Annotated in this window: 12 protein-coding genes; 5 read left to right on the forward strand and 7 right to left on the reverse strand. The window is 71.7% G+C overall.

Annotated elements, in window-relative coordinates; translation table 11 throughout:
• Positions 1 to 68 precede the first annotated feature (68 nt).
• From F0L17_RS02115 to F0L17_RS02125, 3 genes are all read right to left on the reverse strand, one after another.
• The gene (locus F0L17_RS02115; protein WP_155069572.1) at positions 69 to 995 is read right to left on the reverse strand and encodes a carbohydrate ABC transporter permease; all 927 of its coding nucleotides are present in this window, start codon (positions 993 to 995) and stop codon (positions 69 to 71) included.
• Positions 996 to 1012: 17 nt separating this feature from the next.
• On the reverse strand, positions 1013 to 2050 hold the full coding sequence (locus F0L17_RS02120) for a carbohydrate ABC transporter permease (protein WP_338017920.1): 1038 nt from the start codon (positions 2048 to 2050) through the stop codon (positions 1013 to 1015).
• A 176-nt stretch (positions 2051 to 2226) separates the two neighbouring features.
• Entirely contained in the window at positions 2227 to 3531 is a 1305-nt protein-coding gene (locus F0L17_RS02125) for an ABC transporter substrate-binding protein (RefSeq protein WP_155069574.1), read from the reverse strand.
• Positions 3532 to 3823: 292 nt separating this feature from the next.
• On the opposite strand from F0L17_RS02125, the gene F0L17_RS02130 reads away from it, so the two are divergent.
• Together F0L17_RS02130 and F0L17_RS02135 are read left to right on the forward strand one after the other, a co-directional pair.
• Complete coding sequence (locus F0L17_RS02130; RefSeq protein ID WP_155069576.1) at positions 3824 to 4840, forward strand: LacI family DNA-binding transcriptional regulator; 1017 nt, start codon at positions 3824 to 3826, stop codon at positions 4838 to 4840.
• Between the two features lie 216 nt (positions 4841 to 5056).
• A complete protein-coding gene (locus F0L17_RS02135; RefSeq protein WP_155069579.1) occupies positions 5057 to 5872 on the forward strand; it encodes an SAM-dependent methyltransferase in 816 nt (271 codons plus the stop codon).
• Positions 5873 to 5964: 92 nt separating this feature from the next.
• On the opposite strand, the gene F0L17_RS02140 is transcribed toward F0L17_RS02135, so the two are convergent.
• From F0L17_RS02140 to F0L17_RS02155, 4 genes are all read right to left on the reverse strand, one after another.
• On the reverse strand, positions 5965 to 6870 hold the full coding sequence (locus F0L17_RS02140) for a helix-turn-helix domain-containing protein (RefSeq protein WP_155069581.1): 906 nt from the start codon (positions 6868 to 6870) through the stop codon (positions 5965 to 5967).
• A 175-nt stretch (positions 6871 to 7045) separates the two neighbouring features.
• On the reverse strand, positions 7046 to 7282 hold the full coding sequence (locus F0L17_RS02145; protein WP_155069583.1) for a DUF397 domain-containing protein: 237 nt from the start codon (positions 7280 to 7282) through the stop codon (positions 7046 to 7048).
• Positions 7283 to 7500: 218 nt separating this feature from the next.
• Positions 7501 to 8577: a GDSL-type esterase/lipase family protein gene (locus F0L17_RS02150; RefSeq protein WP_155069585.1), complete on the reverse strand. Its 1077-nt coding sequence runs from the start codon at positions 8575 to 8577 to the stop codon at positions 7501 to 7503.
• A gap of 102 nt (positions 8578 to 8679) precedes the next feature.
• Positions 8680 to 9756 carry a substrate-binding domain-containing protein gene (locus F0L17_RS02155; RefSeq protein ID WP_162465677.1) on the reverse strand — a complete coding sequence of 359 codons (1077 nt, stop codon included), beginning with the start codon at positions 9754 to 9756 and terminating at the stop codon, positions 8680 to 8682.
• Between the two features lie 137 nt (positions 9757 to 9893).
• Here F0L17_RS02155 and F0L17_RS02160 point away from each other — a divergent pair, with 137 nt between their 5' ends.
• From F0L17_RS02160 to F0L17_RS02170, 3 genes are all read left to right on the forward strand, one after another.
• Positions 9894 to 10745, forward strand: a complete 852-nt coding sequence (locus tag F0L17_RS02160) for a phytanoyl-CoA dioxygenase family protein (RefSeq protein ID WP_155069589.1) — start codon at positions 9894 to 9896, stop codon at positions 10743 to 10745.
• A complete protein-coding gene (locus F0L17_RS02165) occupies positions 10738 to 12192 on the forward strand; it encodes a sugar porter family MFS transporter (RefSeq protein WP_155069591.1) in 1455 nt (484 codons plus the stop codon). The genes F0L17_RS02160 and F0L17_RS02165 overlap by 8 nt, the downstream gene beginning before the upstream one ends.
• Before the next feature lie 222 nt (positions 12193 to 12414).
• Positions 12415 to 14184, forward strand: coding sequence for an ATP-binding SpoIIE family protein phosphatase (locus F0L17_RS02170; RefSeq protein ID WP_420802368.1), 1770 nt, complete (start codon positions 12415 to 12417; stop codon positions 14182 to 14184).

A 14184-nucleotide genomic window follows, 5' to 3' on the forward strand; every position in this document is an offset into this window, starting at 1 on the left:
TTCCGGTCGGGTGTGGTGGTGTGGAGGTGGGTCGGGCGGGGTGGGCCCGGTGCCGCGTGGGCCGTCGGTCAGCCCTTGACCGCGCCCTGCATGATGCCGCCGACGATCTGCTTGCCGAAGACGACGAACATCACCAGCAGCGGGAGGGTGCCCAGCAGCGCGCCGGCCATGATGATCGACTGGTCGCGGATGTAGCCCGCGCTGAGCTGGGTGAGGGCGACCGGGATCGTGGGGTTGGTCATGTCGAGGACGATGTACGGCCAGAAGAAGTCGTTCCAGGCGTGCACGAACGTGATCATGAACAGCACCGCCATCGCCGGCCGCGCGACCGGCAGGACGATGCTCCAGAAGATCCGCAGACTGTGCGCGCCGTCCACGCGGCCCGCCTCGATGAGCTCGTCCGGCAGGGCCTCCAGCAGGTACTGCCGCATGAAGAACACGCCGACGGCGCTCACCAGGGTGGGGAAGATGACCGCGGGCAGCTTCTGGCCCCAGCCCAGCTCGGTCATCATCATGAACAGCGGCACGACGCTGAGCTGCGGCGGGATCATCATCGTGCCGATGACCAGCATCAGCAGGATGTTGCGGCCGCGGAAGCGCAGCTTGGCGAAGGCGAAGCCCGCCAGGGTGGCGAAGAGCACGGTGGCCAGGGCGATCGTCCCGGCGACGATGAAGCTGTTGGTCAGCGCCTTGCCCATCGCCGCGTCCTGCCAGGCGCTCCCCAGGTTCTCGAAGAGGTTCGGGCCCGGCAGGAACGGCGGCGGCGTCTGGGAGACGCGGGTGTTGTCGGTCGAGGCCGCCACCATCGTCCAGTACAGCGGGAAGAGGGAGAGCAGCGAGGCCCCGATGAGCAGCGCGTAGGCGACCGGCCCCGCGTGGTGTTGGCGGCCCGCGCTCGGACGCAGGGTGAGGCGGAGCCCGCGGTCGCGGGGCGGGGTGGCCCCGGTCGCCGGTTCGAGGGCGTCCGCCGAGGGCGGAACGGTGTCGGTGGTCATGGGTTGGCCGCTCCCGGTCAGGACGTGCGGGTCGACAGGCGCCTGACGAGGCGCTGCAGGACGAAGATCAGGACGAGCAGCAGGAACATCGCCCAGGCGACCGTGGCGGCCCGGCCCATCTCGTAGTTCCTCCAGCCCTGCTCGTACAGGAGCAGGCCGAGGGTCTGGTACTGGTTGTCCACTCCGCCGCTGATGCCGTTGGGGCCCTGGCCGAAGATCAGCGGTTCGCCGAAGAGTTGGGTGGCCCCGATGGTGGACAGCACGATGGTGAAGACGATCGTGGAGCGGATTCCGGGGATGGTGACCTTGGTGAACTGCTGCCAGCGCGAGGCGCCGTCGATGGCGGCGGCCTCGTAGCGTTCCCTGGGGATGGCCTGCATGGCGGCCAGGTACAGCAGGGCGTTGTAGCCGGTCCACCGCCAGATCACGATGGAGGAGATCGCCAGTTGGGCGGGCCACTTCTCGCCCTCCCAGTCGACGTTGTCGATCCCGATGTGGCCGAGCGCCCAGTTGATCATGCCGAAGTCGCGCTCGAAGAGCATGGTGAAGACCAGGGCGGCGGCACCGACGGAGGTCGCGTAGGGCGTCAGGGCGGCGACGCGGAAGAACGCCGAGCCGCGCAGCTTGTAGTTGAGCAGGTGCGCCAGACCGAGGGCCATCAGCAACTGCGGGACGGTGGAGATCACCCCGATGGTGAAGGTGTTCAGCAGGGCGTTCCAGAACTGTTCGTCCTGCCAGAGCTCCGTGTAGTTGCCGAAGCCCTTCCACTCCATGACGTCCATGGTCGCCAGCTCCACGTCGTGGAGGGAGATCCAGGAGGTGTACAGCAGCGGGTAGAAGCTGAAGGCGGCGAAGACGACGAAGAACGGGGCGACGAACGCGTAGGGCGCGGTCTTGATGTCGAAGCGGTGGAGCAGGGTGCTCCACGCCGGTCGGGAGCGGGACGGTCCCCGCCGATCCGACGGGGGCGGGCCGGCGGAGTCTTCTTCGGAGACGCCGGCCGGTGCGCCGCTGTGCGGCCCACCGGTGCCGGATGCCGGAGTGGAGGTGGCCACGGAGGGCTGTCCTTCCTGGGGTTCTTCCTGGGGCTTCGGGTTTCCGGTCCGTCGGGTTCCGGGGTGCGCGCGGGGAGGTCCCCGGCGGCCTCACGGGGAGGCGACGGCCGCCGGGGACCTCGGGGGCAGGGCGGGTTCGGGAGAGGACCGGACGGTGTCGGGCGGGCCGACCGGGGTCAGTCGACGGCCTTCCTGATGCGCTCGTCCGTGGTGTTCCACGCCTCCTCGGGGCTCTTGCCCTGCTCCACCAACTGGAGCCCCTGGGAGAAGGTGTCCTTGATGGTGCCGTCCTTGGGGCCGAGCACCTGCTCGTCGGGGATCTCCTTGGCGGCGGCCCCGAAGATCTCCCCGATCGGGGCGTCACCGAAGTACTCGGACGTCGCCCCGGTCACCGTGTCGGACTCCAACGCCTCCTCGGAGGAGGGGAAGTTGCCGATCTCCTTGAAGATGTGTTCCTGCTGTTCGGGGGCGGTCAGCCAGGCGACCAGCTTCTTGGCCTCCTCCTTGACGGGGCTGTTCTCCATGACCCCGAGGAAGGAGCCGCCCCAGTTGGCGCCCTTGGGGGCCTTGGCGACGTCCCACTTGCCCTTGTTGGCCGGGCCGGCCTTCTCGCTGATGTGGGCGAGCATCCAGGCCGGGCAGACGGCGGTGGCGAAACTGCTGTTGGCCAGTCCGGGGTCCCAGCCGGGCTGGAACTGGCGGAGCTTGGCGGTCAGCCCGTCCTGGGCGGCCTCCACGGCCAGGTTCCAGGCGTCCTTGACGACCGGGTTGTCCTGGTGGATCAGCTCCCCGTCCTTGTCGTAGAACTGCTGGGAGTGGCCGTAGATCATGGCGTTGAACAGGCCGCTGGCGGCGTCCATGTAGGCGACGCCGTCGTCCCCGAAGCCGGACTTGAACTCCTTGCCCACCTCGACGTACTGGGACCAGTCGCCCTCCCAGAGCTTGGCGACCTCCTCGCGGTCCGTGGGCAGGCCCGCCTTCTCGAACATGTCCTTGCGGTAGCAGACCGCCATCGGGCCGATGTCGGTGCCGAGCCCGATGATCTTGCCGTCGCCGGTGGTGACCTGGCTCAGCTTCCACGGCAGGAAGTGGCCGGTGTCGCCCGCGTCGGAGAGGTCCGCGAACCGGTCCGCCCGGGTGTCGACGAGCTCCTTGGCGCGGGCGACCTCGATGCCCTGGATGTCCTTGAGGCCGCTGCCGGCCGCCAGCCGGGTCTGCAGGGCCGTGTAGTACGTCTGCTCGTCGCCGGCGACCTCGACCTCGACGCGGACGTCCGGGTTCTCCTCCATGTACCGCTCGATGAGGCCGGTCTCCTTGATCCCCATCACGCCGAACAGGCCCATGGTGACGACGGTCTTGCCGTCCTTCGACTTCCCGTTGCTTCCGCCGTCGCCTCCCGAGCAACCCGCGACGAGTGCGAGCGCGGCGGCCGAGGCGGCGGCCACCGCCTTCCTACCGAACAGCTTGCGGGCTCTGCCCATGGAGACCTCCCTGCGGGCGGTGGTCCACCACCGCGGTACCGAAAAGTGGGGGATCGGATCGTTCCGGGACCCGAACAGGGTGGGAACGTTCCCATTCCGAGGTGGGAACGTTCCCACCGGGTTGTGGCAGACTCCCCGTCCAAGGCGCCCGATGTCAAGGAGGAGGACGGATTCCACTCCCCGAACCCGTCCGGACGCCTCGGCCGCCGACGGGGCGGTACGTGCTCGTCTGGCACAATGCGCTGGTGAGCGCCGTACGCGGCGTGAGGGAGCAGAGGAAGGCGGGACACCCTTGGGGGCCACTCGGCGGCCGACGATCAAGACCGTGGCGGCCCGGGCCGGCGTGGGACGCACCACCGTCTCCCGGGTCCTCAACGGCTCCCCCCTGGTGAGCGACGAGGCGAGGGCGGCGGTGCAGGCCGCGATCACCGAGCTCGGCTACGTCCCCAACTCGGTGGCGCGCAGCCTGGTCACCAGCAGGACCGACTCCATCGCCCTGGTGATACCGGAGTCGGAGAGCCGACTGGGCTCGGAACCGTACTTCTCCGCCGTGATCCGCGGGGTGAGCACCGGACTCGCGGGCACCCAGATCCAATTGCTGCTCACCCTGGTGCGCGACCAACGGGAGATGGACCAGCTCACCCGCTTCCTCACCGCCCGCCGGGTGGACGGCGTCCTGCTGGTCTCGGTGCACCGCGACGACCCCCTGCCCGGGCTGCTGGAGGAGTTGGACCTGCCGACCGTGCTGGCCGGGCGTCGCTCGGCCGACGAGCCGCTCAACCACGTGCACTCCGACAACGTCGGCGGTGCCTCCGCCGCCGTGCGCCACCTGCTGGAGCGCGACCGGAGGGGGATCGCGACCATCACCGGCCCCCTGGACATGGACGTCGGCGGCAGCCGACTGCGCGGCTGGCGGGAGGCGTTGCGCGCGGCCGGACGGACGGTGGACGAGGACCTGGTGGCGCCCGCCGACTTCACCGAGGAGGGCGGGCGCTCGGCGATGCGCGCCCTGCTGGAGCGGCGCCCCGACCTGGACGCGGTCTTCGCCGCGTCGGACGTGATGGCGGCGGGCGCGCTGGCCGAGCTGCGCCGGCACGGGCGGCGGGTCCCGGACGACGTGGCGGTGGTCGGCTTCGACGACTCGATCGTCGCCCGGCACACCGATCCGCCCCTGACGAGCGTGCGGCAACCCGTCGAGGAGATCGGTCGGATGATCACCGAACTCCTGTTGGAGGAGATCGAGAAGCCCGGAAGCGCGCGACACCACGTCGTCCTGCCGACCTCGCTGGTGGTCCGCGACTCCACCTGAGAGGCCGAGCCGGCGGAAGACACCTTCCGAGGGCGCCCCGCGCCTCCGGTGGCTCGCGACGGACCACCGGGGCGTGCCGTCGCCCTGCGCGGAGCGGCCCGGAAGCGCTCGTTCGGGCGGCGGAGAACCCGAGGGGCCGGCAGCATGGGCTCACTCGGCGTTTGCCGCTTCGTTCCCCCAACACGCAAGCCATGCCGGAAGGTTGTGAAGGCCCGAATGAATCAGGCCAGGAATCCGCTGTCCGACGTCGTCGACGTCAACGTCCCCACAGCGGCGCGGATGTACGACTACTACCTGGGAGGCAAGAACAACTACGCCGTCGACCGCGAGGCGGCCGAAGAACTCCTGAAAGTGGTGCCCAGCACCCAGGAACTGGCCCTGAACAACCGCCGTTTCCTCCAACGCGTGGTGCGCGTCCTCGCCCGTGACTACGGCATGCGGCAGTTCATCGACCACGGCTCCGGACTGCCCACCCAGGACAACGTCCACCAGATCGCACAGCAGGTGGACAAGACCAGCCGCGTGGTCTACGTGGACAACGACCCCATCGTCCTGGCCCACGGCCGCGCCCTGCTGGAGGAGAACGAGAACACCACCGTCATCCAGGCGGACATGTGCGACACCGAGGGCATCTTCGGCCACCCCGACACCGTCCGGCTGATCGACTTCGACAGCCCCGTCGTCGCCCTGTTCAACTCGGTTCTGCACTGCATCCCCGACTCCAAGGACCCGGCCGGGCTGATACGCCGGGTCGCCGACCGGCTGGCGCCCGGCAGCTTCCTGGTGATCTGCCAACTGGTCAGCGAGGACGCCGAGACGCGGCGCGCCGTGACCGAGTTCATGGACATCAACACGGGAGGCAACTGGGGCAGGGTCAGGGAGCCCCGTGAGGTCGACGCCTACTTCGAGGGACTGGAGATCCTGGAGCCGGGGCTGGTGGAGGTCTCCACCTGGCGGCCCGACTCCGATGTCGGCCCCCGGCAGCGCTCCTGGGAGTGGAAGGAGTACGGGGGCGTCGCCCGGAGGCCCTGAGCGCCGCGCTCCCGGCCGGACGCCCGCGCGGCACCCGCGCCCCACCGGGCGCGGGTGCCGGTTCCGCACGGCGGTGCCGTGCGGAACCGGCGTCAGCCGAGTTCGTCCAGGAGCCTCTCCAGGAAGGCCACGCTGCTCACGGGGGTCTCGGCGACCGCGCACAGCCGGTCCATGATGGACAGGTAGTGGTCGACGTCTTCCTCTTTGTCCAGGTAGAGGGCGCTGGTCAGCTGTTCCAGGTAGACCACGTCGGGCAGGTCCGGTTCCGGGAAGCGCAGTATCGTCACCGGGCCGCCCGCCGCGGCCAGTCCGCCGACGCTGAACGGCGCCACCTGGAGCGTGACGTTGGGGCGCCGCGCCATGTCGATCAGGTGGCGGAGCTGACCGCGCATCACCTCGGTGTCGCCCAGCGGACGGCGCAGCGCCGCCTCGTCCAGCACGGCCCACAGCCGGGGCGCGTCCGGTCGGGTGAGCAGTTCCTGCCGGTCCATGCGCAGTCGCACGCGGCGGTCGTTCTCGTGGACCGAGGCGCGGGGATGGCCCAGGAGGATCACGGCACGGGCGTAGTCCTCCGTCTGGAGCAGGCCGGGGACGAACTGCACCTCGTAGACGCGGATGACGGCGGCGGCCTCCTCCAGGCCGATGTGCCGGTCGAACCATCCCGGAAGGACGTCGCTGTACCGGTGCCACCATCCGCGGGTGGCGGTCTGACGGGTCAGGGCGAGGAAGTCCGCCCGCTCCTCCTCGTCCAGCACTCCGTAGAGCGTGAGCAGGTCCGCCACGTCACGTTCCTTGCAGGCGCCCTGTCCCCGTTCGAGGCGGCTGATCTTCGCGCTGGAGCCGCGGATCGCCTTGGCCGCCTCCTCCAGGTCGATGCCGCGTTCCTTGCGCAGTCTCCGCAGTTGGGAACCGATCACCAGGCGCAGGACCGTCGGACTCCCCTTGGGATGCTCGATATAGCGTCTTATCGACAAGGGGCGGCTCGATTCGGCGGCCATGCTTGTTCTCCTGGGTGAAGGGACAGGCACCCAGTGTGCCACCGCGGGCACCGCGTCGTACAGCGACCGCTCCGCGCCCCCACCCGGATGCGCCCCCGCGCGCCTCCCCGTCGACGGCCCCGACGCCCCGCCGGGCCGCGCGGTCGTCCGCGCGGCCCGGCGGCCCTTCGGGCCGTCAGCCGACCATGTCGTCGAAGTCGCCGTCCTTGGCGCCCTCCAGGAAGGCGACCATCTCGTCGCGGGTGTAGACGAGGGCGGGCCCCTCCGGGTGGCGGGAGTTGCGCACGGCCACCCCGCCGTCCGGCAGCGGCGCCAGCTCGACGCAGTTGCCGTTGGGGTTGCTGCGGCGACTCTTCCGCCACACCGCGCCCTCGATCTCCGTGGCCCGCACACCGTTGACGATCTGTCGCATTGTCGCCCCTCACCGGACGCGTCCCGTCCCACCTCTCGGGCGGGACGCGGTCCATGACGTTCCATCACTTCGGGAATCGACACCGACACCGCTGCAATTACATTTGTAAGTGCAGATGCGCTTGCAACGGGAGGCGCCAGTCGAGGATGGTAGCCCCAACGGGCCGGTTTCAGTGGCCGAATCCCACCAGGCGCCGCGGTGGAACGCGGAACGGACGGTCAGCCCGTGGCGGCGGCGCAGTCGACGGTCGCCGACGCGGTCCCACCGGAGGCGACGAACCCGAAGGAGGCGCTCCCGCCGACCGGGACGGTTCCGTTCCAGGCGGCGTTGCGCACCGTGGCGGTGCCGTCCGCGCCCGCCTCGAGGGTGCCGTTCCAGACCTGGACGATCCGTCCGCCGCCGTCCGGGGAGATCCGGACCGTCCAGCCCGCCAGCGGCGCGCCTCCGGTGTTCTCGACCGTCACCTCGCCCTGGTAGCCGCCCTGCCAGGCGGAGGTCGCCCGGAACGAGGCCTCGCAGGCGACCTCGCCCTCCTCCGGCTCCCCCGGCTCGTCGGGCTCCTCCCGGTCCAACAGGTCGGCCAGGGCGGGGTGCCAGCGGGCGGCGATCTTCTCGTCGCCGGAGGCGTCGGGATGGACCCCGTCGTAGGTGTCGCTCGCGGTGCTGAAACCGGTCCACTGGTCGACCGCGATCACCGGCGAGGCAGGGGTGCTCTTCGACCGGGCCCAGTCCGGGATCCGCTCGTTGAGGGCCACGACGCGCCGGGCGCACTCGCCGCAGGTGTCGGGGTTCATCGGGATGATCTGCGCGACGAGCACCTTGGTGTTCGGGTTGCTCGCCCGCATCTGGTCCACCAGGGTGCCGTAGGCGGCGAGGATGTCGTCCGGGGAGCGGTTGCTCCAGACGTCGTTGGTGCCGAAGTGCATGACAACGATGTCCGGCCGGGTGGCGGAGAGCCAGGCGGGCAACTGGTTCTGGCGGGCCACGTTGGTCACCAGCGCACCGCCGTGGCCCTCGTTGTCGCCGTCGTGCGACTGTCCGCACCCCTGGGGGCCGAGCGTTCCGACGAAGTCGATGTTCCTGTATCCGGCGTCCTGGAGCCGGTTCCACAGCAACGCCCGCCAGCATCCCGGCGAGCCGGTGATGGAGTCGCCCAGCGGCATGATCCGCACCGGATCGGCGGCCGGGGCCGCCGGGGCGGCGGTCGCGACGGCCGGGCCCGCGCCGACCAGACCGAGGAACAACAGCAGGGCGGTCAGCACCGCCCGTAGGGCGCGTTTGTCGTGCTGGGGCATCCGATACTTCCTTCCGATCGGGTGGGAGCGCTCCCATCACGGAACATCAAGCCGGCGCGTCGACGGTCCGTCAAGGAGCCGGGACCGGTGGCCCCACACCGGTCACACGCCTCCGGAGCGCGCCCCGCCCACCCGGTCCGCGGAGCCCGTCCCCTCGGGGGACCGCGCGTGGCCGGTGCTCTCCCGGGCCACCAGACGGTGCGGAACGGTGATGCGCTGCGGCGGCACCGCGGCACCGGGACTGTAGACGCGGTCGGCCAGGCACTGCAGAGCGCGTTCGGCGATCTGCGCCTTGTCCGGACTGACGGTGGTCAGCGACGGGTTGGCGTAGCGGCCGTCCTCGATGTCGTCGAAGCCGACCACGGCGAGGTCCTCGGGAACCCCTATGCCCCGCTCCCGCGCCACGAGCAGGACCCCGAGGGCGAGTTCGTCGCTGAAGGCGAAGACCGCGTCGGGCACCGGCCCGCCGCCGTCGAGCAACCGCGCCATCGCCCGGGCGCCGGCGGCGCGGTGCAGCGTGGGCACGGGGACCTCCAGGGCGGGATCGGGGGTCACACCGGCCCTCCGCAACGCGCGGCGGTAGCCGGCCAGGCGCTGTTCGGCGGTTCCGTTGCGCAGCCCCGGCTGCGGCCCGACCGCCGCGATCCGACGCCGCCCCGCGTCCAGCAGGTGACGGGTCGCCTCGTCGGCCGCCAGGACGTTGTCGACGGCCACGTGGTCCGCCAACCGTCCCGGGTCCCGCTCCCCGAGCAACACCATCGGAGTGGCGCCCGCCCGCTCGGCCAACTCCTCGGCGCCCAGGGCCCAGGGGCTGATGATCAGGCCGTCGACGATCGGGGCGTGGGTGCCCTCCAGCAGGCGGCGCTCCTCGTCGGCGCGCCCGTGCGTCTGGTCGATGATGACCGTCCACGAACGGCGCTGCGCGGCCTCCACCACCAGCCCCGCCAACTCCCCGAAGTAGGGCGAGTGGAGCTCGGGGATCACCAGCCCGACCAGGCCCGTGCGTCCGGCCCGCAGGCTGCGGGCCGCCAGGTTGGGGCGGTAGCCCAACTCGTCCAGGGCCCGCTGGACGCGCTCGCGGGTCCTCTCGGACACGGAGGCCGAGCCGTTGACGACGTTCGACACGGTGCGCACGGACACTCCCGCGCGGGCGGCGACATCCTTGAGGCTGGTTCTCACGCGGTCATGGTCCCATGCCCGCGAAGCCCCGCGGAGAGACGGCCCGAATGTGGCATGGATCACCCCCCACCGCTCTTTGCAACGTTGCATGCAACATCGGAACATGTCGTGCATCCCGACACCGCGAGGAGGCAGAGATGACGGCAGGGACAGACCACACACAGCCGGTCGGCGACCTTGACACGGACGTGTCCGCGGACGTCGAGGCCCTCTACCGGGACGGCATCACCGCACGCAGGGGCGCCTTCGCGCCCGAATGGGCCGACCGGCTCGGCGAGGACGTCGCCGCCGCCTTCGAGGAGGCCCTCAGCCGCCCCGGGGGCGCGGTCGGCCGCGGTCCCCACCGCTACTACGTGGAGATCCACCCCGAGCAGATCCGCGACTTCGTCGGCCTGGTCGACCACCCCTGGGTGCGCTCGGTGTGCGCGGCGGTCCTGGGCCCCGACTACCGGATCGTCGAACTCGGCTTCGACGTGCCGCTGGAGGGCGCCGTCAACCAGCCCTGGCACCGGGACTTCCCGATGCCCGAGGAGACCCGCTCCGAACGGCGTCTGACCTCCCTCGCCTTCAACGTCACCACGGTCGACACCGAGGAGGACATGGGCCCGTTCGAGATCGCCCCCGGCACGCAGTGGGACGACGACCCCTCCTTCGAGCACGGCATGTTCCCGCCGAAGTCGGCCTACCCGCGCTACGAGGAGCTGGCGGTGCGCAAGTACCCCCGGCGCGGCGACATCTCGGCCCGCTCGGCCCTGACGATCCACCGGGGAACGGCGAACCTGTCGGCCAAGTCCCGGCCGGTCCTGGTGCTCGGCGTCGACGGCCCGGAGGCGAACAACGACGAACGGCACGACATGGCCGTCACCCGGGCCTACTGGGAGTCGCTGCCCCAGCGCGTGCGGGACCACCTGGCCTGCCCCGTGGTGGAGGAGTTGACCCCCATCACGCAGAAGCACACCATCGAGGGTCTGGTCATGGGCGATGCCTGAGGCGACGACCGACGCGCGGGCCCGGGGCGCGGGAGCCGCGACCGCGGGCGACCCCGGAGGAGGCGCGGGCCCGCCGGCCGGCGGGGGACGACGCCCCCTGCTGGTCTACGCCGTCGCGACCGTCTCCGCGCTCGGCGGGCTGTTGTTCGGGTACGACACCGGCATCATCTCCGGCGCCCTGCTGTACCTGCGGGAGGACTTCCAGCTCTCCTCCCGGGAGCAGGAGATCGTGGTCAGCGTCATCCTCGTGGGCGCCATGGTCGGCGCCCTGCTCGCGGGGAGGCTGTCGCAGCGGTACGGCCGCCGCAAGGTGGTGATGGCCGTCGCCGTGGTCTTCGGGGTCGGTGCCGTGGCCGCCGCCGCGGCGCCCGACACGCTCACCCTGATCCTCGCACGCTTCGTGCTGGGGCTGGCCGTGGGCGGTGCGTCGAACATGGTGCCCGTCTACATCGCCGAGATGGCGCCCCCGGAGATCCGGGGGCGGTTGATGGTCCTGTTCCAGCTCATGGTCGCGATCGGTCAGCTCGTCTCGTACCTGTGCGGGTGGGCCCTGGCGGGCAGCGGCGGCTGGCGGACGATGTTCGGGCTGGCCGTCATCCCGGCCGTCGTCCTGGTCTTCGGCATGGCGATGCTGCCCGAGAGCCCCCGCTGGCTGGTCGAGCACGGGCACCGGGAGAGGGCGCGCTCCGTCCTGGAGCGGCTGCGGAGGCCCGGCGAGGACGTCGACGCCGAAATCGAGGACATCGCGGCGGTCAGCCGCGGCGAGGGCCGCGGCGGCTGGCGGGAACTGCGCCGGCCGTGGGTGCGCCCGGCGCTGGTCGTCGCGATCGGCATCGCGGCGTTCTCCCAACTGACGGGCATCAACGCGATCGTCTACTACGCCCCGACCGTCCTGGCGGACGCGGGCTTCGGCGACTCGGTGGCGCTGCTGACCGGCATCGGCATCGGGGTGATGCTGGTCGTCGCCGGTGTCGCGGGGGCGATCCTGGTCGACAAGGCGGGCCGGCGCCGCACGATGCTGTGGTTCCTGCCCGGCTCCGGGTTGGCGATGGCCGTCCTCGCCGCCGCCTTCCTCGGCGGTGACGGCTCGGCCCTCCAGCGCTGGACCGTGATCCTCTCCCTGTTCGCCTACATCCTCTTCAACGGCATCGGGATGCAGGCGGTGGTCTGGCTCATCGGTCCGGAGGTCCTCCCCCTGGCCGTGCGGGGCCCGGCGACGAGCCTGGCGACGCTCTCGGTGTGGGGCTTCGACCTGTTGATCGCGGTCACCGCGCTGACCGCCATCAACAGCATCGGACGCAGCGGCACGTTCTTCCTCTACGCGCTGATGAACGTGGCCTGCATCGTCTTCGTGGTGCGCAAGGTGCCCGAGACCCGGGGCCGGAGCCTGGAGGAGATCGAGCGGTCGCTCGCGGGCCCCGGAGCCCGGACGGCCGCCACGCGCTGACCGCCCCGTCCCCTCCCGAATCCGCCGCCGAACCGCCGCCGGGCCGCCGCGTCCGGCGGCGGCCCGCGTTCCGCCCCCGTCCGGCGGAGCCGGACCAGCGGCGCGGACCGGGGCCCCGGGCGGCTCCGTTCGGCCCAACCGGTCCCCCCGTCCGGTAGGCCACCGTCCGAAGCCTGGAAGACTCTACGAGTCACCAGTGGTCGGGCACGAACGGGGAGAGTCGTGGCAACGAACGACAGCGGCGACGGTCGGCAGAGGCACCGGTGGAACCCCCGGCCCCCCGGGAGACTGCGCCGTGCGGCCGCGCTCCTGCGCCGCTCGCGCTTCTCCCGGGACCGCCTGGCGTGGCTCAACCGGGCGAGCACCGTGATCGGCACCACGCTCGATCTGGAGAGGACCGCGCAGGAGCTGGCCGACTTCACCGTCCCCCGACTGGCGGACGGCGCGGCCGTCGACCTGCTGGAGTCCGTGCTGCGCGGCGAGGGAGGCGCCCGGTGGGCGGGCACCGGGGCGCCCGTCACCCGCGCCGTCGCGGTCTCCTCCGTGCCCGAGCTGGAGAACCTGGAGCCGGACGAGCCCGGCGAACTCTCCGTCCATCCCCGGACCCTGATCACCGTCCACTGCCTGCGGGCCCGGGAACCGGTGCTCCTCGGCCGGATGAGGCGCGACGACTACGCGCGGGTGGCCCCGACCGCCGGCGCGGCGGAGGCGATGCGCCGGGCGGGGGTGCACAGCTACATGGCCGTGCCGCTGGTCGCCCGCGGCGTCCTGCTCGGGGTCGCCGACTTCGTCCGCGGCCCCGGGAGCCCCCCGTTCACCCGCTCCGACGTCGAGTTGGCCACGGAACTCGCCTCCAAGGCGGCCGTCTTCATCGACAACGCCCGCCTCTACGGGCGCGAGCGCGAACACGTCCTGTCCCTCCAGCGCAGCCTGCTGCCCCGGGCCACGCCCGACACGCCCGGACTGGACGTCTTCACCCACTACACGCCCAGCCCCGACCCGAGCGGGGTGGGGGGCGACTGGTTCGACGTGGTGGCCCTTCCCGGCGGCCGGACGGCCCTCGTGGTGGGGGACGTCATGGGCCACGGGGTGGCCGCCGCCGCGACCATGGGGCGGCTGCGCACGGTCAGCCGGACGCTGCTGGCCCTGGACACCGCTCCCGACCGTGTACTGGCCCGGCTGGACCTGGCCGCCCGCGACCTGGAGGACGACCCGGTCGCCACCTGTCTGTGCGCCGTCTACGACCCGGCCACCGCGAGCTGCACCCTGGCCGGTGCCGGACACATGCCGCCCCTGCTGGTGGACACCGCCGGCGAGGTCTCCCGCGTCGAGGTGCCCGCCGGGGCGCCCCTGGGCGCCGGGGTGATCCCCTACGACCCCGTCACCGTGCCGGTGGCGGCCGGGCAGCGACTCGTGCTGTACACCGACGGCCTGGTCAAGACGCGCGGCGGTGACATCGAGGCGCAGGTGCGGCGGCTGGCCGAGGCCGCCCCGGCGATGGTGGAGCGCCTGTCGGCCTCCCACGAGCCGGCGGGGATCCCGTTGGGGGACGCGGACCGCATCGACGAGTCCGTCCTGCTGGTGGCCGCCGGTGAGGAGCTGCCGGAGGGCACCGACCTGTGCGTGTGGTCCCTGCCGCCGGACGGGACCGCCGCGGCCGCCGCGCGCTCCCTGGTCACCGAACGGCTCGGCCGCTGGGACCTGGCGGAACTGGCCGACGTCGCCGAGCTGATCGTCAGCGAACTGGTCGGCAACGCGCTGCGGTACGGCGGCGGCCCCGGACAGCTGCGGCTGATGCGGGGCGACCGGCTCACACTGGAGGTGTCCGACACCGGCCCCGACCTGCCGCAGATCCAGCACGCGCGGCTCAGTGACGAGGGCGGCCGGGGGCTGCAGTTGGTCAACATGCTCAGCCGCCGGTGGGGGTCGTGCCGGACGCCCGACGGCAAGGTGGTCTGGGCCGAGCAGGACATTCCCCGGGCGCTCTCCTGA

The sequence above is a fragment of the Streptomyces taklimakanensis genome (genome assembly GCF_009709575.1).
In the GTDB taxonomy this organism is placed as follows: Bacteria; Actinomycetota; Actinomycetes; order Streptomycetales; family Streptomycetaceae; genus Streptomyces; species Streptomyces taklimakanensis.